General features: G+C 57.4%; 21 protein-coding genes and 1 riboswitch. Of the genes, 7 read left to right on the top strand and 14 right to left on the bottom strand.

The genetic code is table 11. From position 1 onward, the window contains the following. Positions 1-3: 3 nt before the first annotated feature. The 7 genes from pqqF to PYR66_12055 all read right to left on the bottom strand — a co-directional run bounded on the left by pqqF (position 4) and on the right by PYR66_12055 (position 6,671). On the bottom strand, positions 4-2,301 hold the full coding sequence (pqqF, locus tag PYR66_12085) for a pyrroloquinoline quinone biosynthesis protein PqqF (protein ID WEF26100.1): 2,298 nt from the start codon (positions 2,299-2,301) through the stop codon (positions 4-6). Further along, complete coding sequence (gene pqqE, locus PYR66_12080; protein WEF26099.1) at positions 2,301-3,443, bottom strand: pyrroloquinoline quinone biosynthesis protein PqqE; 1,143 nt, start codon at positions 3,441-3,443, stop codon at positions 2,301-2,303. The genes pqqF and pqqE overlap by 1 nt, the downstream gene beginning before the upstream one ends. Next, a complete protein-coding gene (gene pqqD, locus PYR66_12075) occupies positions 3,430-3,708 on the bottom strand; it encodes a pyrroloquinoline quinone biosynthesis peptide chaperone PqqD (GenBank protein WEF26098.1) in 279 nt (92 codons plus the stop codon). Before pqqD ends, pqqE begins: the two co-directional genes overlap by 14 nt. A 2-nt stretch (positions 3,709-3,710) precedes the next feature. After that, entirely contained in the window at positions 3,711-4,466 is a 756-nt protein-coding gene (gene pqqC / locus PYR66_12070) for a pyrroloquinoline-quinone synthase PqqC (GenBank protein WEF26097.1), read from the bottom strand. Between the two features lie 2 nt (positions 4,467-4,468). Then, positions 4,469-5,386 (bottom strand): pyrroloquinoline quinone biosynthesis protein PqqB, encoded by a 918-nt coding sequence (gene pqqB / locus PYR66_12065; protein ID WEF26096.1) that lies wholly within the window; start codon positions 5,384-5,386, stop codon positions 4,469-4,471. Positions 5,387-5,440: 54 nt separating this feature from the next. Beyond that, a complete protein-coding gene (gene pqqA / locus PYR66_12060; protein WEF30434.1) occupies positions 5,441-5,512 on the bottom strand; it encodes a pyrroloquinoline quinone precursor peptide PqqA in 72 nt (23 codons plus the stop codon). Between the two features lie 139 nt (positions 5,513-5,651). Beyond that, complete coding sequence (locus PYR66_12055; GenBank protein WEF26095.1) at positions 5,652-6,671, bottom strand: dipeptidase; 1,020 nt, start codon at positions 6,669-6,671, stop codon at positions 5,652-5,654. A 250-nt stretch (positions 6,672-6,921) separates the two neighbouring features. Between PYR66_12055 and PYR66_12050 the strand changes: the two genes are divergently transcribed. The 4 genes from PYR66_12050 (at position 6,922) to PYR66_12035 (ending at position 11,367) form a co-directional block, all read left to right on the top strand. Continuing rightward, positions 6,922-7,914: an alpha/beta hydrolase gene (locus PYR66_12050; GenBank protein WEF26094.1), complete on the top strand. Its 993-nt coding sequence runs from the start codon at positions 6,922-6,924 to the stop codon at positions 7,912-7,914. Positions 7,915-8,000: 86 nt separating this feature from the next. Next, positions 8,001-8,741, top strand: a complete 741-nt coding sequence (locus PYR66_12045) for a response regulator (GenBank protein ID WEF26093.1) — start codon at positions 8,001-8,003, stop codon at positions 8,739-8,741. Beyond that, positions 8,738-10,090, top strand: a complete 1,353-nt coding sequence (locus tag PYR66_12040; protein WEF26092.1) for an ATP-binding protein — start codon at positions 8,738-8,740, stop codon at positions 10,088-10,090. Before PYR66_12045 ends, PYR66_12040 begins: the two co-directional genes overlap by 4 nt. Before the next feature lie 89 nt (positions 10,091-10,179). Further along, on the top strand, positions 10,180-11,367 hold the full coding sequence (locus tag PYR66_12035; GenBank protein WEF26091.1) for a cytochrome c biogenesis protein/redoxin: 1,188 nt from the start codon (positions 10,180-10,182) through the stop codon (positions 11,365-11,367). Between the two features lie 71 nt (positions 11,368-11,438). Here the strand turns inward: PYR66_12035 and PYR66_12030 are convergent, their stop codons facing one another. The 6 genes from PYR66_12030 to PYR66_12005 form a co-directional block, all read right to left on the bottom strand. Then, positions 11,439-12,920 (bottom strand): aspartate aminotransferase family protein, encoded by a 1,482-nt coding sequence (locus PYR66_12030; protein WEF26090.1) that lies wholly within the window; start codon positions 12,918-12,920, stop codon positions 11,439-11,441. Between the two features lie 9 nt (positions 12,921-12,929). Further along, complete coding sequence (locus PYR66_12025) at positions 12,930-14,315, bottom strand: diaminobutyrate--2-oxoglutarate transaminase (protein ID WEF26089.1); 1,386 nt, start codon at positions 14,313-14,315, stop codon at positions 12,930-12,932. Between the two features lie 307 nt (positions 14,316-14,622). Continuing rightward, complete coding sequence (locus tag PYR66_12020; protein WEF26088.1) at positions 14,623-15,552, bottom strand: ABC transporter substrate-binding protein; 930 nt, start codon at positions 15,550-15,552, stop codon at positions 14,623-14,625. Positions 15,553-15,578: 26 nt separating this feature from the next. Further along, positions 15,579-16,319, bottom strand: coding sequence for an ABC transporter permease (locus PYR66_12015; protein ID WEF26087.1), 741 nt, complete (start codon positions 16,317-16,319; stop codon positions 15,579-15,581). Beyond that, positions 16,316-17,041: an ABC transporter ATP-binding protein gene (locus PYR66_12010; protein ID WEF26086.1), complete on the bottom strand. Its 726-nt coding sequence runs from the start codon at positions 17,039-17,041 to the stop codon at positions 16,316-16,318. Before PYR66_12010 ends, PYR66_12015 begins: the two co-directional genes overlap by 4 nt. Then, positions 17,038-17,733, bottom strand: coding sequence for a TenA family protein (locus tag PYR66_12005; protein ID WEF26085.1), 696 nt, complete (start codon positions 17,731-17,733; stop codon positions 17,038-17,040). The genes PYR66_12010 and PYR66_12005 overlap by 4 nt, the downstream gene beginning before the upstream one ends. Positions 17,734-17,798: 65 nt before the next feature. Next, positions 17,799-17,902: riboswitch (TPP riboswitch) on the bottom strand. Between the two features lie 252 nt (positions 17,903-18,154). Between PYR66_12005 and PYR66_12000 the strand changes: the two genes are divergently transcribed. The 3 genes from PYR66_12000 to PYR66_11990 all read left to right on the top strand — a co-directional run bounded on the left by PYR66_12000 (position 18,155) and on the right by PYR66_11990 (position 21,422). Beyond that, complete coding sequence (locus PYR66_12000) at positions 18,155-19,279, top strand: BamA/TamA family outer membrane protein (GenBank protein ID WEF26084.1); 1,125 nt, start codon at positions 18,155-18,157, stop codon at positions 19,277-19,279. A 14-nt stretch (positions 19,280-19,293) separates the two neighbouring features. Beyond that, positions 19,294-20,247, top strand: coding sequence for a hypothetical protein (locus tag PYR66_11995; protein ID WEF26083.1), 954 nt, complete (start codon positions 19,294-19,296; stop codon positions 20,245-20,247). 68 nt (positions 20,248-20,315) lie between these two features. After that, a complete protein-coding gene (locus PYR66_11990; GenBank protein ID WEF30433.1) occupies positions 20,316-21,422 on the top strand; it encodes a DUF4056 domain-containing protein in 1,107 nt (368 codons plus the stop codon). 33 nt (positions 21,423-21,455) lie between these two features. Here the strand turns inward: PYR66_11990 and PYR66_11985 are convergent, their stop codons facing one another. Then, positions 21,456-22,775 (bottom strand): FAD-binding oxidoreductase, encoded by a 1,320-nt coding sequence (locus PYR66_11985; GenBank protein WEF26082.1) that lies wholly within the window; start codon positions 22,773-22,775, stop codon positions 21,456-21,458. Positions 22,776-22,894 lie beyond the last annotated feature (119 nt).

Here is a 22,894-nt window from a genome sequence, read left to right as displayed (position 1 = left end):
CTGTCAGGATATGGGAATCGGCGGGGCGCTGAATAAGATCCGCCAGCGGCGGCGACGGCGAGTCAGTTCACGCCATAGCGCTATCACCTCGTCATAACGCAGTTCGTCAATGCTCTGCGGCGTGATATCCGGTAAACCATATTGCTGGCGCAGCGCAGATAATGCCGTCGCGCTGGCTTTCGTTGGCGACCGCGCCTGCTCGGCCAGCTGTTGTTGCAATATTCTGAATTCCCCGGTGTTGCACAGCGTCAGCTCACGTAAAAACGTTTTACAGCAGCGCAGCAGATTCAACACGGAACGATCCGGAGACTGGAGCGCCAGCAACAGACCATCGCGATCGGCGAGGCGCTGATAACGGCAACTGACCACGTAGCCAATTTGCTGCTCCACGCGCAGACGTTGAAAAAACTGTGGCTCGCAAAGCAGCGCCAGCAGCCGCAGTGCAGCAAGCGGGGCGCCTTCCGGCAGTGGGATGAAAATCAGCAGCGCCGTATCGTTGCTGGCGTGGGGAAGGCGTTCAATACCGCCGCGACAGGGAACAAACGATGTCGTTTCCGCATTGATCGGCACGCCGGGCAGGTTCAACTGACGGGCAAGCCGCTGCGCCTGCCCGGCGCTGCCGCCAACCAACGCCGCCAGCCAGCCGTTTTTCCCGGTTGATGATGTCAGGCGCTCAGGTAAATGATTCAGTAACTGACGAATGGCGATGCTCTCAGGCTGCGGCGCGATAGCGGGCACCGGTGAGGCGATCTGACGAACGATCGCCGTGATGGCATGATCCGCTGCGCGACCTGGTTCAGGAAGCTGCAGAGTCAGCTGCCAACTGCCATCAACCGTTTGCCACTCGCCGCTGCCGCCGATGTGGCGCAGTTCAGCCAGCAAAGGGCGCAGTTGTTCGCCCAACGCCAGCCCCTGCGCCTGATAAAACCGCGCATAAAACGGTGCGCGCAGAATCAGCGTTGGTGGCCGAGTATCCGCTGATACATGCAGCAGCGGGGCGGCTTCCTGTGCCAATTCGGGAAGAGAACGGTCAACAACCTGCGGATAAAAGGTAAATGCGATAGATTCAGCCGCCGCTGGCTGGCGTCGCCAGCGACTAAGCGGCAGCGTAAACCCCTGTGTCGTTATGGTTTCGCGGGGCGCGTTTTTTCGACAGGCCAGATACGATGTCGGCGCCGCCAGTAAGTCGGCGCAGAAGGCGGCAAAACCGGTCGGCGCGGCGGCGGGCGCAAAACCAAATGCCCGCTGGCGTAATTGGTCGAGCGGCGACAGGGCGCTAAAACGCCGCCACGCCAGCTGAGCGTAGTGGTTCTGCTGCTCGTCAGTTGTGTGTTGGAGCGCCCGCAGCCACTGCGTAAGCAGGCCATTGACGGCATCCGGCTGTTCGCTACTCAAAACCAGCGCCAGCCAGCCGAGGCTGTCATCCTGATACAGCCAGTTCAGCGCCACATCTTCAGCCAGCCCGCGTTCTCGCAGCCCGGCCATGAGGCTGCCGGGAGCCTCATCCAGTAAAAACTCGCGCAATAGAGTGACGTTGTCACTGAGGGGGATGAGCGGACATCGCCATAGCGCGGGCTGCTCCGTGACCGCCAGTTGGCCATCAGCATCGGCGCTAAGGGCGAGCGGCGGCGCCGCGTCAGGCAGTGCGCCGGGGCGAAAACCAGCCGCGAAAGCGCTCGCCAGTTCGGCCAATTCATCCAACGTTTGCGGCCCCTGTAGCCACAGTTGCAGATGACTGGCGACGTAATAGCGGTGGTGAAAGTGGTGTAGTGCGGCATGCAGCGACGCAGCGTCGCCTCCCAGCGAATCGGTATCGCCAACCTGAAACCGGCGGAAGGCCGCGGGTTTCACCATCGCGTGCCGCGCCGCCGCTTCGCGTCGTGCCGGTTCATGCTGTTGGATAAGCTGATTCTCCGCGCCGATTACCGCCACTTCCCGTGGTATGTCATTGAGCGAAAGCAGCGGTGTCTGCAGCATATCCTGCAGGCGCGCGACGCCTTCGGCCAGTCTGTCAGCGGCGACCTCGAAGAAAAAAGCACTGTGGCGGGCCAGGGTCGTAGCATTCACACTGCCGCCCTGGCGTTGGACCCAGGCCATTAATCGCTCATCACCCTGATAGCGCTGACTGCCGCTGAATAGCAGGTGTTCCAGTAAATGCGCGAGACCGGCGAAGCGCTGCGGTTCGTGGTGACTTCCGACGCTGACTTGCGCCAACGCCGCCGCGCGCGCCGCTTGCGGCTGATGGAGAAGCGTCGCCCGCAGGCCGCCTGCCAGTTCCACTACGCGGGTGGCCAACGCCATCACAGCTCCCGGGTTTTATAAATAAGCTGCGAACGGGTACGGTTACGGAACTGCAGCTGGCCGACTTTCATATCGCTGCAGGTCGCTTCGCGCCGCGCGTCGAGGATTTTATGATGGTGCGGCGATTTACTGCATACCGGGTCGGCGTTATCGGCATTGCCGGTCAGCATAAAGGCCTGACAGCGGCAGCCGCCGAAGTCTTTCTCTTTTTCATCACAAGAGCGGCACGGCTCCGGCATCCAGTCATAACCCCGATAGCGGTTAAAACCGAAGGAGTCATACCAGATCGATTCCAGGCTCTGTTCCAGCACCGATGGGAACGCAACCGGCAACTGGCGCGCGCTATGACACGGCAGCGCGGTGCCTTCCGGGGTCACGCTGAGGAAAACGGAGCCCCAGCCGCCCATGCAGCCTTTTGGGCGTTCTTCGTAATAGTCAGGGGTAACGAACAGCAGATTGGTCAGATTACCGTTCGCGGCCATTTTCTGTCGATAATCGGCAACGACCTGTTCGGCGAGGGCGATCTGCTCACGCGTCGGCAGCAGGCCCTGGCGGTTAAGGAACGCCCAGCCGTAGAACTGACAGGTGGCAAGCTCAACGTCATCGGCTTCCAGTTCGATACACAGCTCGATGATTTTATCGATCTGATCGATGTTATGCCGATGCAAAACGAAGTTCAGCACCATCGGGTAATCGCGCGCTTTTACCGCTTTGGCCATCGCCAGCTTCTGCTGGAAGGCTTTTTTGTTGCCCGCCAGCGCGGCGTTGAGGACCTCATCGCTGGCCTGGAAGCTAATCTGGATATGGTCCAGACCGGCCTCGCTGAAGGCGTCGAGTTTGCTTTCCGTCAGACCAATCCCTGAAGTAATCAGGTTGGTATAGAAACCCAGGTCGCGGGCGGCGCGGATCAGTTCTGGCAGATCTTTGCGCGTGAGCGGTTCACCGCCGGAAAAGCCCATCTGTACGCTGCCCATCGCCCGCGCCTGGCGGAAGACGTCAATCCATTGTTCGGTTGTCAGCTCGTTGTCCTGCCGGGCGAAGTCCAGCGGGTTAGAGCAGTAGGGGCACTGCAGCGGGCAACGGTAGGTCAGCTCCGCCAGTAGCCACAGCGGCGGATTGACGGCGGGTTTATTCTGGTTCACGGAAGATAATCCACTTCTGTTGACGGGCAATCTGCAGGAACTCGCAGACGTCGTCATCGACGCCCCCGGCGTCCGGGAAACGCTCATTGAGTACGGCAATAATAGCTGCCGCATCGCGTTGACCATCGACCAGTTCAAGGATCGCGGCCGCGGTTTCGTTAAGTTTAGCCATACCTTCCGGGTAGAGGATCACATGGCTGTCCTGGGCGGCTTCCCACTGCAGGCGATAACCGCGACGAAAGGCGACGATTGAAGTCTTTTGCATGTTTATACCAGTCGGGTAGTGTGCCAGGCCGCCGTGTCGGTGACCGTATGATAAGGCGGGCGTTGCAGCGCATAGGCCATGGTCATGGCGTCGAGCATTGACCACAGGATGTCGAGCTTAAACTGCAAGATTTCCAGCATCCGATTCTGCTTTTCCGCGCTATCACAGTAGATCTTCGCCAGCTCCAGACCATGTTCAACGTCCCGGTTAGCCTGGCTGAGGCGGCTGCGGAAGTAAAAATAACCGTCCTCTTTGATCCACGGATAGTGCTGCGGCCAGCTATCGAGACGCGACTGATGGATCTGCGGGGCGAACAGTTCGGTCAGCGAGCTGCAGGCCGCCTCCTGCCAGTTAGCGCGGCGGGCAAAATTGACATAAGCGTCGACGGCAAAGCGCACGCCGGGTAGAACGTGACGTTCGCTCAGCAAATCGTCGCGGCTGAGCCCTACGGCTTCGCCTAATTGCAGCCAGGCTTCGATCCCGCCCTCATGGCCATTGCTGCCATCGTGATCGAGGATCCGTTGCACCCATTTGCGGCGGGTGTGTGGATCCGGGCAGTTCGCCATAATCGCCGCATCTTTCAGCGGAATATTGGTCTGGTAGTAAAAACGGTTCGCTACCCACCCCTGAATTTGCTCGCGACTGGCCTCGCCGTTGTGCATCGCAATATGGTATGGGTGGTGAATATGGTAGTAGGCGCCTTTCGCCCGCAGCGCTTGTTCAAACTCCTGCGGCGATAGCGTTTCGCTAATGTGCATAGTTAGTCCTGAAGAGTGATGTTCATTCCGTCCCAGCTCACTTCAATACCCTGCTGCGCGAGGGCATGGCGCTGCGGCGAGCGTTCGTTAAGGATTGGGTTGGTGTTATTGATATGAATAAGGATTTTGCGCTTTGCCGGTAGCGATGCCAGCAGCGCCATCATGCCGTGTTCATCGCCAAGCGCCAGATGCCCCATATCGCGGCCGGTATTGCGCCCGACGCCAGTGGCCTGTAATTCGTCATCTTGCCAGACGGTGCCGTCGATCAGCAGGCAGTCCGCTTTCTGAAGCCACGGAAGGATCGCGTCATCCGGCTCGCCGAGTCCCGGTGCATAAAACAGCGTCTGGCCGTTGCGGCGGTTTTCGATAAACAGCGCGACGTTATGACCCGGTAACGGACGATCGCGCCACGGTGAATAAGGCGGCGCATTGCTGGCGATCGGCACGGCGGTAAACTGTAAATCAGGGCAGGCGTCCACCTGAAAAGGCGTCAGCGGCACTACCGGATGATGAACCAGACCACCGTTCCAGTGCTGCAACATGGTAAAAATCGGGAAGCCGCTGGAGAGATCGTCATGAACCTCCGGCGTACACCACACCTGATGCGGGCAGCCTTCGCGCAGGCTGAGCAGCCCGGTGGTATGGTCAATCTGGCTATCGGTAAGAATAATGCCGCCAATATGCGTGCCGCGCAGAACCTCTTTTTTATTGAGCTCGGGCGTGTGGGCAATCTGCTGGCTGATATCGGGGGAGGCGTTACACAGCACCCATTCTTCGCCGTTGTCGCTGACGATGATCGACGACTGGGTGCGGGCGGTTGCCTGAATCGTGCCGTTGCGCAGGCCCTGACAGTTAGCGCAGTTACAGTTCCACTGCGGGAAGCCTCCGCCAGCGGCGGAACCGAGGACTTTAATAAACATGAAGACGGACCAGGTAGTAAAACAAAATGCCCGCGCGGACGGCGGGCGGGGCGATTAGCGGTTGGAAATGTACAGCGTGACTTCCAGACCGAGACGTAAATCGATAAAAGCAGGTTTCTTCCACATAGTTTTTTCCTCTATAAAAATACGACACCAGTGCCATCGCGTTATCTGAATTTTGTGATGGCCGTCAAATACTGCGCTTCAGGGGGACAGTTATCAACCCGTAAGATGTAAGGAATTAACTTAATATTTACAATGTATCCTATTGTTGCCAAACATTTTTTAATACCCTTTGCCAGTTTCCCCACAGCAGCTTATCCAGCACCAATTGATCATAGCCGCTATGGCGCAACGCATTGATTAGCCGCGGCAAACCGCTAACGTCGCCCAAATCATCAGGTAGCGTGATGCCGTCAAAATCGGAACCCAGCGCCACATGATCGTCACCCATGATGTTAATAAGATAGTCGATATGGCGGATGATGGTGTTGAGCGGCGTATCGCCATCGCGTTTACCGTCGGCGCGGAGAAAAGCGTTGCCGAAATTGACCCCCACCACACCGCGGCTATCGCGGATCGCCAACAGTTGCGCATCGGTCAGATTACGCGGCTGCGGGCACAACGCATGAACGTTGGAATGGGTCGCGACCAGCGGCGCTTGCGAATGGCGGGCGGTATCCCAGAACGCTTTTTCGTTCATGTGCGAAACATCAATCTGCATCTTCAACGCGTTGGCTTGCTTAATCAGGGCGATGCCTTCGGCGGTGAGCCCTGGACCGCTGTCCGGGCTGCCGGGAAACGTGCCATTGACGCCAACGCCGAAGCGATTGGCAATATTCCAGAAGGGACCTATGCTGCGCACGCCAGCGGCGTAAAAAGCCTGCAGATCGCGGCCTTCGCCGTCAAGACCACCCGCGCCTTCAATATGCGCCACCATCGCCAGTACCTTATCCTGACGGCAGCGTTCGATATCCGCCGCACTCAGGCATAACCGCGCACGGCCAGCGGATTGCGCGATCACCTGCTTAAGGATCGCCAACTGCTGCCAGAGAATATCGACCGGCTCCCACGGTTGGTTGGCGTACTGCGGCGCCATGCGGGCGATATACTCTCGCGGTGGCACAAACAGCGCGAATAGCCCGCCAGTTAATCCGCCTTGCTGCATACGTGGATAGTCGAGGTGTCCGTGCTTAATACCGGAAAAGAAAGCCGTTGCTGGATCCTGGCGATGGTGGAGCCATAAATTCAGCAGTAGGTCATTGTGACCATCAAAAATCGCCATAGCGCGTTCCAGAATGTTCTTGCAGAGAAAGTGTCTGACGACACGGTAACTGATTGGCTCCAGCGGGCAAGTGGAAATTTACAAGTTAGCAACAATCGCAAAAAGTCACGTTTGTATCACACTGTATCCGCTGGCATGAAGCATACATGGCGATGCAAAACCGCGCCTGGCTCCGCACATGCCGGATACAAAAACCTGTTTAACTGTTGGCGTACTCTCTTAAAACATCCTGACAAAAGGTGAGGTAGCGATGAACAGATTATCCCTGAGTCGTAATGCCAGCGCGGTGGCACTGTGTTTATCTGCGCTGTGGTCCGCCGGTGTGTGCGCCGCGCAAGACGCTGGCGCGTTCGATAAGGTTCAACAGATTAACGCCGGCGATTTGAGTATCGGCTATGTCGATCTTGGCCCACGCGATGGTCAGGCGGTGATTTTACTGCACGGCTGGCCGTATGATATTCAAAGCTATGCGCAGGTGGCACCGGCGCTGGCGCAGAAGGGGTATCGGGTCATTGTGCCGTATCTGCGCGGCTACGGCAGCACGCGTTTCCTGTCCGATAAAACGCCGCGTAACGGCCAGCCGTCGGCGATGGCGGCGGACATTGTGCATCTGATGGATGCGCTGAAGATTAAGCAAGCGGACATTGCCGGGTTTGACTGGGGCGCGCGCACTGCGGATATCATCGCGGCGTTATGGCCGCAGCGGGTCAAGTCGCTGGTTTCGGTGAGCGGTTATCTCATTAGTAGCCAGCAAATTGGTGAAAAACCGCTGCCGCCGCAGGCGGAATTGTCGTGGTGGTATCAATTCTATTTTGCCACTCCGCGCGGTGAAGCCGGCTATCGGCAAAACACCCATGACTTTGCCAAATTTATCTGGCATCAGGCTTCACCACAGTGGAAATTCAGCGATGCGGAGTTTGCCGACAGCGCCAAAGCGCTGGATAACCCGGATCACGTCGCCATCACTATCAGCAATTACCGCTGGCGCTTAGGGCTGGAGTCGGGCGAAGCGAAGTATGCGGATGACGAACAGAAACTGGCGACGCTGCCGACGATTAGCGTACCGACGGTGACCATCGAAGGGGAAAACAACGGCGCGCCGCACCCGACGCCGGCAAGCTATCGCGCGAAATTTACCGGCAAATATGAGCACCGTGATTTTAAAGGCAAGGTAGGTCATAACCCGCCGCAAGAGGCGCCAGCGGAGTTTGTACAGGCGGTGATTGACGCCGATCGACTGTAAGGACAAGCTAGCCGGCAGCATTGAGTTGCGCTTTCGACGAAGCCGCATATGCTTTTCAATAGCTTATTTTGTCGCAGGAGCCGCTTTTGGAACGTATTGACCACATACTGGTTGTCGATGACGACCGTGATATCCGTGAACTGATCGTCGGTTATCTGGAAAAGTCGGGCTACCGCGCCAGCGGCGCGGCGAGTGGTAAAGCGATGTGGTCGTTACTAAAAAACCATCAAATCGATTTGATTGTGCTCGACATCATGCTGCCCGGTGACGATGGCTTAACGCTGTGCCGCCAGCTACGTAATGACAGTCAGCAGGATATTCCGGTGCTGATGTTGACCGCGCGTAGTGAAGATAGCGATCGCATTCTTGGCCTGGAGATGGGGGCTGACGATTATCTGGTGAAACCCTTCGTCGCCCGCGAACTGTTGGCGCGGATTAAAGCGATTTTACGCCGTACCCGCGCACTACCGCCTAATTTGCAAATCAGCGAGGCTGGCAGGCTGATCGCCTTTGGCGATTGGCTGCTGGATACCTCTGCGCGGCATTTGCTGGACGACAGCGGTACTATCGTCGCCCTGAGCGGGGCGGAATATCGCCTGTTGCGGGTGTTTCTTGACCATCCGCAGCGGGTACTAAACCGCGATCAGCTGTTGAATCTCACTCAAGGGCGCGATGCCGAACTGTTCGAGCGTTCTATCGATCTACTGGTGAGCCGCCTGCGCCAGCGGCTGCGGGAAGATGCGCGCGAACCGGCTTATATTAAAACCGTGCGTAGCGAAGGCTATGTGCTTTCCGTCCCGGTATCGATCCGCGAGGCGCGAACATGACGCTGTGGCCCGCATCATTGCAGTCACGCTTGATGTTGATGATTTTCCTCGCGCTGTTGATCGCTAACGCTCTGACGTTGTCGTTGCTCCTGTACGAACGGATGAGCAGCGCTCGCAGCGTGATGTTGGGCAACCTTGAGTACGATGTCGCGACCAGCGTGGCAATCCTCGACAGGTTACCGGCGGCGGAGCGCCCCCATTGGTTGACGCGGCTGGCGCGAGGTAACTACCGCTATCAATTGACCGCCGGACAGTCTGGCGACTATCCCACCAACTGGCGCGCCCGTGATGCGGTGCGCTCAATACAGGAAGCCTTGAGCGGTCGCTATCCCGTCAGCATTGTCTCCGTCCCTGGCCCCCGCGAACATATTCAGGCTCACATTACCCTACATGACGGCGCGCCGCTGAGCATCGACCTGTGGCCCCGGCTGCCAGCCATCGCGCGCTGGTTGCCGGTGGTGCTGGTCGCGCAGTTTTTCTTGTTGCTGTTTTGCGCCTGGTATGCCGTCCGCCAGGTTGTCGGGCCGATGACCCGCTTTACCCGCGCTATCGATGCGCTGCAACCCGCCGCCACGGCGGCAGGACAGATGGCGGAGCAAGGGCCGCAAGAGGTACAGCGGGCGGCGCGCGCCTTTAATGCGATGCAGACGCGCATTCAGGACCATTTGCAGGAGCGTGCGCGGATCCTGGCGGCGATCTCGCACGATCTACAAACGCCGATCACCCGCATGAAACTGCGGGTGGAAATGGCCGACCAACCGGAACTCCGCGACAAGTTGCTACAGGATCTCGATAGCATGACGCGCTTAGTGCGTGAAGGCATCGCGCTGGCGCGCTCTTCAGAATCGCTGGCGGAAACGCGTCAGCGAATGAGTCTCAACGCGTTACTGGATAGCATCGTCTGCGATTATGCCGACGTGGGCAAAGCCGTCAGTTTCCAGGCTGGCAAAGGGCCGGATACTTTACTGCTACAACCGCAGGCGTTGCGCAGAATCATGAGTAACTTAATCGATAATGGACTGAAATTCGCCGAACATGTGGAAATAGGCCTGAGTTACCCACAAGGCGGCGATGTCATCATCCATGTTGCCGATAACGGCCCCGGCATTCCGGAGGAGGAACTTGTCGCCGTGCTGCAACCGTTTTATCGTCTTGAACCGTCGCGCAACCGTAATACCGGTGGTACCGGTTTAGGACTGGCGATTGCCGCCCAGCTTGCCGGGCAGATGCAGGGGCGCTTAACGCTGCACAACCGACCGCAGGGCGGTCTCGAAGCGCAAGTACGACTGAGCGCTGTCGCTTTGTATCCGTCTGTATCTGTCTCTTCATCAGATAACCCAGCACACTAAACCGCCGCGTTGCGGACACATCCGCCATACATTCGCCTGTTGTAATGCCTGCGTTGCCGATAGGGCATCGCTTGCGAAGGAGAGTCATCATGGCTGTTGTGATTGCATTTTTGGCCGGTATGTTAACGCTGCTGAGCCCTTGTACCTTACCGGTGATCCCGCTGGTGTTTGCCAGCGTTCGCGGGCAAAAGGGGCAACTGGCACTGCTGTTACTCGGTATGGTGTTGATGTTTACCGCCGTCTCACTACTGGCGACGGCGGCAACCGGCTGGCTGGTGAGCCTGACGATTGTCGGACGCTGGCTGGCGCTGGGTTTTCTGGCGGTGGTGGCTATCAGCTTGATCTCGCCACGTATGGCCGGGTGGCTTAGCTCCCCGGTGGTGGCGCTGGGTAACCGCATTAACCAGCAGAGCTATCGCGGCGGTGGACTGGCCTCACTGCTTGCCGGTCTGGCGATTGGTTTGCTGTGGGCGCCGTGCGCTGGTCCGGTGCTGGGCGCCATTCTAAGTCTGGCATGGTTGAAAGGCCATTCAGCGGCCACCGGTATCCTGTTGCTCGCGTATGCCAGCGGTTGTGCGTTGATGTTGCTGCTGTTGGGGGGGGTTGGCTCACGGCTGATAACCCGCTTGCGCGGTGGGCTGGTCATGAGTGGACGTTTACGTCAGCTGGCCGGAGGCGCGATGCTGGCGGCCGTGGCGTTAATCGCCAGCGGGGCCGATCGCTATTTGCAGGGCGCCAGCGAGTTGACCAATCGTCTTGAGCAGCGCCTGAGCGTGTTTTTGCCGCAGACAAATGAGCGCGTGCGGCTGGAACCGGTCGTCGCGCCGCAGCCAACCAGCGCCATGCCGGAGTTGCGGGGCGGTACTGCGTGGCTGAATAGCCCGCCGCTCAACAATGCGGTGCTGAAGGGGAAGGTGGTGCTGGTTGATTTCTGGACTCGGGATTGCATCAACTGCCAGCATACGTTGCCCTATGTACGGGCCTGGGCCAATAAGTATCGCGACGCGGGACTGGTGGTGATTGGCGTACATACGCCGGAATATCCGTGGGAACGGTCATTACCGCAGCTACGCGCGGCAGCCAGCCAGCAGCAGCTGAGCTATCCGATTGTCGCAGATAACAATTACGCTATCTGGAACGCGTTCGGTAATCAGTACTGGCCTGCGCATTACCTCTTCGACGCCCGCGGACAGTTACGCTATACCGCTTTCGGCGAGGGGGATTATGCTCAGCAGGAGCAGGTGATCCAACAGCTGCTGCGTGAAGCACGGACGTGAGAAGAAGGAATAAAAAAAGCCGATAACAGTAGTTATCGGCTTTTCAGGACTCACGCTATTCAGGTCGCGTTTTATTTTGCCAGCAGTTCCTGCGCGGTACGTTCCACCAGGCTCAGCAGAACTTTTACGTCGTCAAGCGTCACGATCGGGTTCAGCAGCGTCAGCTTCAGGCAGGTTACGCCGTTATGCTCGGTCACGCCGACGTTCGCCCGGCCGGAATCGAGCAGGGCGTCGCCCACGCGCTGGTTGAGCAGGGCAATCGCCGCCGCGTCGCTGTTGGCCATCTGCGCCGGACGGGAGCGGAACAATACGCTCGCCAGCTGCGGCTGCATCACCAGTTCCAGCGTCGGCTGAGACTGAACGTATTCCGCGACGTTTTTCGCCATGGTTACGCCGTGATCGATGATTGAAGCGTACTGTTTCTGGCCCAGCGCTTCGAGGCCCATCCACAGCTTCAGCGCATCGAAGCGGCGGGTGGTCTGCAGCGATTTGGATACCAGGTTCGGCACGCCGTGTTCTTCGTCAAACTCGGAGTTCAGGTAGGCCGCCTGATAACGCATCAGCTCATAGTGACGCGCATCTTTCAGCAGGAACGCGCCGCAACTGATGGTCTGGAAGAACTGCTTGTGGAAGTCCAGGGTAACGGAATCCACGAGCTCCAGGCCATCGAGATAGTCGCGATATTGCTCAGAGAGCAGCAGCGCACCACCCCAGGCCGCATCAACGTGCAGCCAGATCTGATGCTCCGCGGCGATACCGGCGATATCACGCAGCGGGTCGATAGCCCCCGCATCGGTAGTGCCAGCCGTGGCGACGATCGCCATGATCTGCTCGCCGTTCGCCTGTGCTTCAGCAATTTTCGCCTTCAGGTCGGCCACGTCCATGCGCGCGAATTCATCGGTTTTCACCAATGTCACCGAGCGATAGCCAAGGCCCATCAGCGCCATATTTTTCTGCACCGAGAAGTGCGCGTTTTCCGAGCACAACACTTTGTACTTACGGATATCGCCCGGCAGACCATCCTGCTGGATAGAGTGTCCCTGGCGGGCGAAGAAGGCGTCGCGCGCCAGCATCAGACCCATCAGGTTGCTCTGGGTGCCGCCGCTGGTGAAGACGCCGGCATCGCCAGCCGGATAACCGACCTGCGCGCGCAGCCACTCGATCAGCTTCATCTCGATGATGGTTGCCGACGGGCTCTGATCCCAGGAGTCCATGCTCTGGTTGGTGGCGTTGATCAGCACTTCCGCCGCCTGGCTAATCACCAGGCTTGGGCAGTGCAGGTGCGCCACGCACTGCGGGTGGTGTACCGACAGGCTGTCTTTCAGGAAGTACTCGATCGCACGTTCAATCGCCGCCTGGTTGCCCAGACCCTGTTCGGTAAAATCAAGGGTGATGCGCTCACGCAGATCGTCAACGCTTCTCCCCTGATACATCTCAGGCTGTTGCAGCCACTGCGCAACCGCCTGGCTGGTCTGGGAAATGACCTGCTGGTAAGCGTCAATGCTTGCCGCGGAACCAGCCAGAATCGGATTCAATTTGGACATTGCGGTCACTTACTCCACTCAGACCGGTTTTACGCCGGCGGCCAGCAGGGCCTGTTCAAACTTATCGAGGAACACTTCCAGTTCCGCGTCGCTGATCAGCAGGGACGGCAGCAGGCGCAGAACGCAACCATGACGACCGCCGCGCTCAAGAATCACGCCCGCTTCGAAGCATTTCTTCTGCAGCAGCGCGGAGAGCTCGCCGTCAGCCGGGTAGCAGCCCATATGATCCGGAGCTTCAGTCGGCTTAACGATTTCAATACCGATCATCAGGCCGAGACCGCGAACGTGACCGATAACCGGGAAACGTTTCTGCATGTCAGCCAGTTTGCCTTTCAGCCACTCGCCCTGGGCGGCGACTTTGTCGGCAACATTGTTGTCACGCAGATGGCGCAGCGTGGTCAGGCCGGTGGCCATCGCCAACTGGTTGCCGCGGAAGGTGCCGGTGTGGTGGCCTGGTTCCCAGGCATCGAACTCTTTCTTAATGCCCAGTACGGCCATTGGCAGACCGCCGCCGACGGCTTTCGACATGACGATGATGTCCGGCTCGATACCGGCGTGTTCGAAGGCGAAGAATTTACCGGTACGGGCAAAGCCTGCCTGAACTTCATCGATAATCAGCAGGATGCCGTGCTCTTTGGTGACTTTGCGGATGCGCTGCAGCCACTCAACCGGAGCCGGGTTCACGCCACCTTCGCCCTGAACGGCTTCAAGGATCACCGCCGCCGGTTTACGCACGCCGCTTTCCACGTCGTTGATCAGGTTTTCGAAGTAGTAGGTCAGCGCTTTCACGCCCGCGTCGCCGCCGATGCCCAGCGGGCAGCGGTACTGGTGCGGATAAGGCATGAACTGGACTTCCGGCATCATGCCGTTGATCGCCGCTTTCGGCGACAGGTTGCCGGTGACGGACAGCGCGCCGTGGGTCATCCCGTGATAACCGCCGGAGAAGCTGATAACCGCGGTGCGGCCAGTGTATTTTTTCGCCAGCTTCAGTGCGGCTTCTACGGCGTCAGCGCCGGAAGGACCGGTGAATTGCAGGCAGTACTCTTTCCCTTCGCCCGGCAGGCAAGAGAGCAGGTATTCAGAGAAGCGATCTTTTAACGGAGTCGTCAGATCGAGGGTATGTAACGGCAAGCCGCTGGTAATGACACTTTGGATGCTCTGCAGTACTTCAGGATGGTTATGGCCCAGAGCGAGGGTCCCGGCGCCAGCAAGGCAGTCCAGGTACTGTTTGTTATCCGCATCGGTCAGCCAAACGCCTTCAGCTTTGGTGATGGCGAGCGGTAACTTACGCGGGTAACTCCTGACGTTTGATTCGAATTCAGCCTGACGGGCCAAAAAGGTTTCGTTGTTCGCGTCCAATAAATCTGCACTTAAAGTATCAATACGGACTTTATCCGTCATCATATCACTCCCACAACCAGCGTTACGCTTGAACTCTGGTTGAATAAAAAGGTTTAAGAAATTGAATCGGCATTCATAAAGCGCGCACAATATATGGCTTTTTAAATCCGCATTCAATGTTTTATTTATGGAGGTATTTTGACGCTAATTTTACATGCAGGAATGTCAATATAATTGACTGATTTGTAAGGTTAATGCCGGGATACATTAAAACCATTGAAAGTGTAATTATTAGTGAAAAAGTGACTCTATTTTTATTACCGTTTCGCTGAAAGACTGACGGAAATACTTCCGCCAGTCTTATGGTTACTTAGCGAAGTTCAACCGCATAATTTGCTAAAGGTGTAACTTTTTTCACCAACTTATTGTTATATAAAAATTGTTCATAGGCCTCGTAGCGTGGCTTATCCAGCGCCGCCGGATCGGTGGCGAACAACGGCGTCGTTTGCAGCCATGCCTGCTGGTTTAGCTCGGTATTGAGTTCAGGGTGATCCTTGGCAAACTTCAGCCAGGTTTCCTGCGGATGCGCGCGCAGATAGTTCACGCCTTGCTGTAGTGCGCTAAGGAATTTTTTGATTTTGGGTTCGTTGATGTCGGCTTTATTGGCGACAATCACCAGCTCATCGTAGGTCGGCACGCCGAAATCTTCCACGTTCATCACCACGGGCTCTTTACCCTGTAGCTTGAGCTCCAGCGCTTCAATATTACGATAACCGCCGATCACCGCATCGACCTGGCCGGCCAGCAGGGCGCTGGTCAGTTGGAAGTTGACGTTAATCAGTTTGATGCTGTTCGGATCGATGTGTGAGTGCTGCGCCATGGTGGCCAGCGTCGCCTGTTCGATGCCGCTTACCGAATAGCCTACTTTTTTGCCTTTCAGGTCAGCGGGGGACTTTATGTTCTTATCCAGCGCAATCACTGTGTTGAGCGGCGAGTGGATCAATGTGCCGACCCTGACCAGCGGCAATCCTTCATCGGCGAAGAAATGCACTTGTGGCTGGTAGGTGATGGCCAGATCCGCCTGGCGGGCGGCAACCAGCCGCGGCGGCAGCGCCGGGTCGGAAGGCGGCACGATTTTAACATCCAGCCCGGCATCCTTGAAGGCGCCGATTTGTTCCGCCACCATAATCGGCGCGTGATCCGGATTGATGTACCAGTCCAGCACCAGCGTGAGTTTCTCATTCGCCAACGCCTGGCCGCTGACCAACAACGCGATCCCGGCTAACAGAGGTTTACGCATGTCTCTTCCTTATTCTCTTTTATGGATTATTCCGGCGACCAGTTAATTAGCCGGTGTAAAAACGCATCGACCGCCAGCCACAGCGCAATGGTCAGCAGCACTAAAATAAACAACGCGGCGAAACAGATATCGGTTTGCAGCCGGGCATTGGCGTTCAACATCACGTAGCCAAGACCTTCCGCAGAGCCGACCCATTCGCCAATAATCGCGCCGATAGGGGCGACGGCGGCAGCCATTCGCAGACCGGAACCGAGCGCCGGTAGCGCCGCCATCAGCCTGACGTGGCGGAGCTGCGCGCCGAAAGACGCCCCCATGGTGCGCGCCAGATCGAGATAATCACGATTTACCCGTCGCAGCCCGTCGAAGAAAGCCGAGGTGACGGGGAAAAAGATGACCAGCACCGCCATCATGACTTTGGCGCTCATACCAAAACCAAACCACAGCACCAGCAGTGGGGCGAGTGCGAACACCGGGATAGCCTGGCTGGTCAGCACCAGCGGCATCAGCCAGCGTTGCAATCGCGGCGACATCACCATACACAATGCCAGTATCACGCCGAGTGCCACACCAAGCGCCAGTCCGCTGAGGATTTCGCTCAGGGTGACCAGGGTGTGGCTGGCCAGATAGCCACGGTTGTTCCACAGCGCCCCGGCAACCGATGCCGGGGAAGGCAGCAGGAACGCCGGAATGCCGCTGCGGGTCGCCAGTTGCCAGAGCGCCAGCAGGCCGCAGAATACGATAGCCGCGCGCAGTAACTTGCCGCTCATCCGTTAGCCCTCACCAGTTGCTGTAGCAGTTCCGCCTGGCTTGCCAACAGCGCTGGATCGTCCGGCGCGCGCGGCGGCGCGCCGCTTAAATGATGCGTATCATCAATCCCGTCCGTCGGTGAGAGCACCAGCAGACGCTGGCTCAAACGGCAGGCTTCCATCGGGTCGTGGGTGATGAGCACAACGGTACGGTTGGCCAGCAACTCAGCGGCCAGGGTTTGAATACGCGTGCGGGTGATGGTATCCAGCGCGGAAAACGGCTCATCCATTAGCACAATAGGACGATCCTCATACAGCGTACGCGCCAGCGCCGCCCGCTGGCGCATCCCCCCGGAAAGGGCGGCGGGACGCTCATCGGCGCATGATGCCAAACCCACCTGATCGAGGAGCCGGGCGACGCGCGCCTTATCGACCGCTTCGCCGCGCAGCCGCGCGCCGAGGGCGACATTTTCACGTACGCTCAGCCATGGGTAGAGCAGATCTTTTTGCCCCATCCACGCTAGCCGATGGGCGATCGGTAAACCATCGCTGGCGCTGATTTCACCGCCGCTTGGGCGCGCCAGCCCGGCGATAATTCGCAGCAGGCTGGTTTTGCCCGCGCCGCTGGCGCCCAGCAGCGAAACCCAGTGCCCGCCGGCAATATCAAAGGAGAGATCGCTGAATATCGTCCGTGCGCCAAAGCGCAGGCTTAAATGACGAACGCGAATGCCTGGCGCCATCACGCCTCATCCTGCGCGACGGCATTCAGTCCCATCTGCCAGAAGTTGCCTTCCAGCCGGGTGGCGGTGGTGAAAATTTCGCTGAGTTCGGCGAATCGCGATTCCGCGCCACGTTGTTGCCAGACAGATTCCAGCAGGTTGATCGCGGCGTTAACCCCCTGAAGATAGCCTTCGTCACCGTAGTTGCGGATCCACGAGGCGTAAGGGTTATTGTGCAAATGGGTTTGCGGATCGTGCAGCAGGCCAAGGCCGATTTCCGCATAGCCCGCCACGCAGGGCAGCAGCGCCACCAATAGATCCAGGGCGTCGCCGGAGTGGCCGATATCCAGCACGTAACGGGTATAATTAACGGTTTCCATCGCTTCGACTTCCCGCGCCATCGACGCTTCATCCAGCCCCCATTCGGCGCAGTAGCCGACATGCAGCGGCAGTTCGCCGAGAATGGCATTCATCGATGCGGCGGCGGCGCGCATTTCCGGCAAGGTCCGTAGTTTACTGACCAACAGGGCGTAGCTGCGGGCGAAGTGGATCAAAAACAGATAATCCTGGGTCAGGTAGCGGCGAAAGGCGGCCTGCGGCAGCGTGCCGTCGGCTAATTGCTTGAGGAAGGGATGCGCCACGTAGCGCTGCCATTCGGTGCCGGCTTGCTCGCGCAGACGGCCGTAAATACCTTGGGTAAAAGCGGGAATTATCATGGGACCTCCTGAAAAAGGGGAGATCCGGGCGTGCAGAAGTGTGAACAGGTAAGGATTGAAAACTGGCAACGATGCCGACCCGTCCCTTCGCTGGCATGACCCAGATCAGGTTCAAAGGGTTCGGTTTTTACGCCATCTCAGCCCTCACGGGACACCCCTCGGTTGCGCCATGTTATACGTCATTCACTTTTTGATTACAATGCCGGCGGGGGAAATTGCCATTTTTACGTGACACTGTCACCAAAATGCAGCGTTATGGTCACGAAGAAGATTGCCGTTTTGTGCGTTCGCTTGCGTTTTTTCATCCAAAAATAAGCAGATTACACGTGGCGTAAATTGGCGAAGAACAACAGGTTACGATATATTTTTAGTACATGCCCCGCCCATTCGTTGGCATCAATGCAGCAGACCTGGAGACCGCATGAAACTCGCAGGCCTTACCCTCATACTGATGTTGACCTGCTTTCCCGGCGCCGCTTCCGCAGCCGGTCTGTTCGACCCCGAGGACGGTATGCTCGATATGAGCGACTATTTGCAGGATAGCCCCTACGGATTTTTGCCCGTGCCAATGGTGATCACTGAACCGGCTATTGGCTATGGCGGAGGTCTGTTCGGCCTGTTCTTGCACGGTAAGGGGACGCGCGAGGGCGATCGTTTTATCCCGCCAGCCATAACCGGTTTCGGCGGCGGAGGGACGCAAAACGGGACCTGGTTCGTTGGGGCCGCACATCGCCATACCTGGGATCACGATCGTATTCGCTATCTGATCGGCGCCGGTTACGCCAACGTTAATCTCGATATCTACGCCGGTGATATCGCTGGTTTTAACAAAAACCGGGCGGTGCAAACCCATACCAGGGGCTTCGGCGGCCTGCAGAAACTGTTATTTCGCGTCGGTGATTCACCGGTATTTCTCGGCGCTTCACAGGTTTATGCACGTACGGAGGTGACCGCCGACAATCCGCTGATTAACCACGTATGGCAGCGGGTATTGGGGCAAAACAGCACCTCGTCGGCGCTCGGGGTGGTGGCGGAATATGACACCACGGACAACTTTTTCTATCCTAAGAAGGGGTTATCTCTGCAGGGTGAATATCGTTTTTATCGATCTCTGCTCGGTGGCGACTATCATTACAATCAGCTGGCTGTGGATGGCAAATACTTCATTCCGCTGGCGCCGACGTTAACCCTGGCGCTGGCGGGAAATTACCAATCGCTGACCCATCACGACAAGCATCTGACCCCGATGGCCCGGCCTTATATCGAACTGCGCGGGATCTCGCGTTTCCGCTATCAGGGGGATTATGTCGCTGCCGCGCAGACGCAGTTGGCCTGGCAATTTCAGCCGCGCTGGATCCTGCAGGGATTTGTCGGCGTCGGCAGCGCCGCCGATGAGGCGCATTCGTTGTGGCGGAAAAGCGAAGCGGCGTGGGGAACGGGTATTCGCTATCTGGTTGCCCGCCAGTACGGTTTATACACCGGCGTCGATGTCGCCTTCAGCGAACACGAACAGGCGGTCTATTTTAACGTAGGTTCCGGATTGTAAGGGCAAGAATAAAAATGAGATGGACAACGACCGTTTTCACGTTGCTGTTGACTTCGGGCGCGGTGTGGAACGCCTGCGCGGCAGAAAGTAGCGACAGCGAGAGTTATTTTCCTATCTGGGGCGATGAAGCGCGCGCCCGCGGCTATTCCATCCCGCTGCCTTTTGGCGTCAATCTCAGCTATATGAATATGCGTCAGGATATTATGGTCGACAGCATCGCCTTTTCCGGGTTGAAGCTGGGTAATCATCCTATCCCCAGCGACATGTTCGCCATCGATGCCGGACACACTCGCGAGCAGAGTAAAACTGAGAACCTACGCCTCGATATGTGGGTTTTTCCGTTCCTGAACGTTTATGGGATAGTAGGGCATACGCGGGGATCGTCGGTTTCTAACGTCTCGGTGGATGCCGACCCAACGCAATTCCGCGGCCTGGATCGCATCATCGCCAGTGCGGTACATGGCCTTAATCAAAGCGGTGATTTGCAAAACATTGATTTTGTCCTTGATTTTAAAGGCACAACCTGGGGTGGTGGTTTTACGTTGGCCGGAGGCTATGAGAACTGGTTTGCCCTGGTGGATACCAACTATACCCGCACGGACTTTGATATTCTCGACGGTAGCATTTCAGCCGTGACAGTGTCACCTCGCGTCGGCTATCGCTTCAACTTGCAGGGTATTTCCGGGCCATCACACTTGAGTCTGTGGGTCGGCAGTATGTATCAGGATGTGCAGCAGGAGTTTAAAGGCGATCTGGCTGACCTGCACATGCCTGCGCAGTTACAGCCGCTGATTGCCGCGGTAAATAAAGACGGTGACGGTAAGTTTGATGTCAAACAGAAGCTGACTTCGCCGTGGAATATGCTCATTGGCGCGCAGTACGAAATCACGCGCAACTTCAACGTTCTGACCGAATTGGGTTTTAACGATCGCAATAGTTTCTTTGTTGCCGGTGAATACCGTTTTTGACTTAACAGCGGCCACTCATCTGCAGGTAAGATGCGCGCTGTTTTTTTGTGGGGTGGAGAGCGCCTTTGATGCGTAAGAGTGTGTTGATTTTCCTGGCGGCCGCCTTTTCGGTATTTGCGCAGGATCCGATGTTACCGAATATTCCCGTCACTCGCGTTAGCCCGGTGGCGGGCGAACTGTCGGCGCCGGAATCGCTGCGCCCGTGTTGCGCCTTTGGCTTTGACCTGCGGGTGCGGGCTATTGGCGTGCCCATTCCGGTTTATCAGATTGGTAATGTATTAACGCTCGATACATTGGGCGAGCACCACTACAACGATAGCGCGCTGGGGGCGGTCAAAAACCTGGTTGGGTTAAGCGATGAACATAATGGCCTGATTTATACCCGCCGCGGCGGATTTATTGATATTGCCCACGTCCGTGATACCGCTGATTACACCTTCTATTTATTCAGCCGCATTTACCCCACGCTGGGTCAGTCGGGAAGGATTTTCTATAGTGAAGAGCTGGGGGTACGCCGGGTACAGTTAAACGCCTTTACGCCGCCAGCGTCTATGGTGCAGCGTTACACCATCGCCGCCTGGCTCGCCGGTCATCTGGCTTTCGAAATTGCCCAATGGCACGAGATCGCGCAATGGTATGGCTTCCAGTCGGTGCCGGGATTTTCGGAAGAGATATCGGCATTTTCGCCGGAAGACCTCTACTCAAATCTGCTCGGCGCGCGGCTGGCCATTAATGTCATTTTGCAGGGGAACGCCGGTTCGGTCGATGACTACAATCGGGCGATGGAAGCGGCATTAAAACAGACGCTGGTCAAACTGCTTGTCGCGCCGCAAAGTGAAACTGAACGTAAATTTCGCGACATCGACGGCGACTGGTGGAACAGTAAGCGTCGGGTACCGGACAAATTCCTGGTGCTTAAACGTAATTACGATCTCAGTGAAAACCGTCTGCCGACGCCGGTGCCTTTTGAACGCACGCCGCCGTATCGCCTGACGATGCCAAAGCAGGTTGACGGATTCACGCTGTCTGAGCTGGGTCAGCTCCAGATCCATCCAGGGCAGGACATGCAGTCACTGCCGGTTCCGCCGCGTTTTTACACCCCACAGCAGTTCCAGCTACTGGCGAATAAAGCGCAGCAGGCGGATGCTATCCAGCTGCAGCGCATTGAAAAATAACCCACGGCCGCCTCACCGGCGGCCGTTAACGCGTTAAACTTCAAGACCCGCGCGGTATTGCCCCCATTTCAGCACCGAATTGACGCCAATGGACAGGAACGGCTGCGGCGGGGTTTTGTTCGGCCCCGGCGAAGAGAGCAGGAAATCAATATGCTCGTTGCGTTCCCCGGCTATCATATCCGCCAGCAGTTTGCCGGTCGCTGTACCACGCGTAATGCCCAGACCATTGCAGCAGAGGGCGCCATAAACGTTATGCGCCAACTGGCCGAAGAAGCCTTCATGATTTTCGGACAGGCAGATCGCGCCGCTCCACGAATATTCGAAATCAACATCCGGCAACATGGGGAAGCGGCGGGCGAATGATTTGCGGTGGGTGGCGATATATCGCTGCAAAATTTGCTCGCGCGGGCGGCCATTGGGATGGAAGCTAAAACTGTTGCGTATCAGAATCCGATTATCAACCGTGCGGCGCACGGTGCTACCAAACGGATGCGCCGGGATAACGCCCCATACCGGTTTCCCGCCGAGCCGCGCCTGTTCGGCATCGTTGAGCGGGCGGCTGAGACTGCCGTACAAGAAAGTCGGCAACAGGCGGCCTTTCAGGAAACCAAAATGCGAGGCAAAAGCGTTGTTTGCCAGTAGCAGATTATCGCAGCTGATGCTGCCGTTCTTATGGACCAGGGTGACGATGTTGCCATAATCGATGCTGGTAATTGGCGTGTATTCATACAGCGTGACGTTAGACGGAAGGGTATCCGCCAGTCCTTTAACCAGCGCCGCAGGCTGTAACAGAACGGTGCCGGGAATATACAACGCTTTCTGGTAATACTCGGTGCCAATATGCGCGGGGAGATCCTGGGCATCAATCATCTGCGTGTCGCGACCGATTTTCGCCAGCCCGCTGCGATAGGCTTCCAGTACGGCAATACCGGCGCTGCCGACCGCCGCCTGATATTTACCGGACTCGCTCATCTGGCAGTCGATGTGATGCGTTTTGACGATCTCCCGCAGGTAGTTTTGCCCAAGGGTATTGAGTTTAAGGATCCGATTGGCGGTGGCGATATCGCCGATATAATCCCTGGCGCCAATATCGTGTGGCACATCGATAGCGAATCCGGCATTACGCCCGGAGGAGCCAAAGCCGACTTCCTGCGCATCGATCAAAATGACTTCGTCATCAGGATAATGCGTCGCCAGCTGCCGCGCTGCCGCAAGGCCGGTGAGCCCGGCGCCGACGATAGCCCAGCGGGCATGGCTCTGGCCAACATGGGCCGGACGCGGAGGGCGAGGTTGACTGGTGTGATACCAGCCTGGCAGCGCGTCGTCTGCGGGCAGAGAGGTGATCTTTTGCACGGTGGTGACTCCAGTTTATTCATCGATAAATTCTGCTCGCAGGAGAAATGCGCGCAGAAGAGATCAAGCCAGCGTTCCCTGTACTAAACGCGGTAATAAACCGGAGTCAATCAGCGACA

The sequence above is a fragment of the Klebsiella aerogenes genome (genome assembly GCA_029027985.1).
GTDB classification, from domain to species: domain Bacteria; phylum Pseudomonadota; class Gammaproteobacteria; order Enterobacterales; family Enterobacteriaceae; genus Klebsiella; species Klebsiella aerogenes_A.
This window is presented reverse-complemented; position numbering and strand designations above follow the sequence as displayed.

What these genes read in the sequence shown, in the direction of transcription:
- pqqB (WEF26096.1), bottom strand. Translation starts at nt 5,386, where the DNA reads ATGTTTATTAAAGTCCTCGGTTCCGCCGCTGGCGGAGGCTTCCCGCAG.
- PYR66_12055 (WEF26095.1), bottom strand. Translation starts at nt 6,671, where the DNA reads ATGGCGATTTTTGATGGTCACAATGACCTACTGCTGAATTTATGGCTC.
- PYR66_12005 (WEF26085.1), bottom strand. Translation starts at nt 17,733, where the DNA reads ATGATAATTCCCGCTTTTACCCAAGGTATTTACGGCCGTCTGCGCGAG.
- PYR66_12050 (WEF26094.1), top strand. Translation starts at nt 6,922, where the DNA reads ATGAACAGATTATCCCTGAGTCGTAATGCCAGCGCGGTGGCACTGTGT.
- PYR66_12015 (WEF26087.1), bottom strand. Translation starts at nt 16,319, where the DNA reads ATGAGCGGCAAGTTACTGCGCGCGGCTATCGTATTCTGCGGCCTGCTG.
- pqqF (WEF26100.1), bottom strand. Translation starts at nt 2,301, where the DNA reads ATGGCGTTGGCCACCCGCGTAGTGGAACTGGCAGGCGGCCTGCGGGCG.
- pqqD (WEF26098.1), bottom strand. Translation starts at nt 3,708, where the DNA reads ATGCAAAAGACTTCAATCGTCGCCTTTCGTCGCGGTTATCGCCTGCAG.
- PYR66_12025 (WEF26089.1), bottom strand. Translation starts at nt 14,315, where the DNA reads ATGATGACGGATAAAGTCCGTATTGATACTTTAAGTGCAGATTTATTG.
- pqqC (WEF26097.1), bottom strand. Translation starts at nt 4,466, where the DNA reads ATGCACATTAGCGAAACGCTATCGCCGCAGGAGTTTGAACAAGCGCTG.
- PYR66_12040 (WEF26092.1), top strand. Translation starts at nt 8,738, where the DNA reads ATGACGCTGTGGCCCGCATCATTGCAGTCACGCTTGATGTTGATGATT.
- PYR66_12000 (WEF26084.1), top strand. Translation starts at nt 18,155, where the DNA reads ATGAAACTCGCAGGCCTTACCCTCATACTGATGTTGACCTGCTTTCCC.
- PYR66_11990 (WEF30433.1), top strand. Translation starts at nt 20,316, where the DNA reads ATGCGTAAGAGTGTGTTGATTTTCCTGGCGGCCGCCTTTTCGGTATTT.
- PYR66_11995 (WEF26083.1), top strand. Translation starts at nt 19,294, where the DNA reads ATGAGATGGACAACGACCGTTTTCACGTTGCTGTTGACTTCGGGCGCG.
- PYR66_12020 (WEF26088.1), bottom strand. Translation starts at nt 15,552, where the DNA reads ATGCGTAAACCTCTGTTAGCCGGGATCGCGTTGTTGGTCAGCGGCCAG.
- PYR66_12035 (WEF26091.1), top strand. Translation starts at nt 10,180, where the DNA reads ATGGCTGTTGTGATTGCATTTTTGGCCGGTATGTTAACGCTGCTGAGC.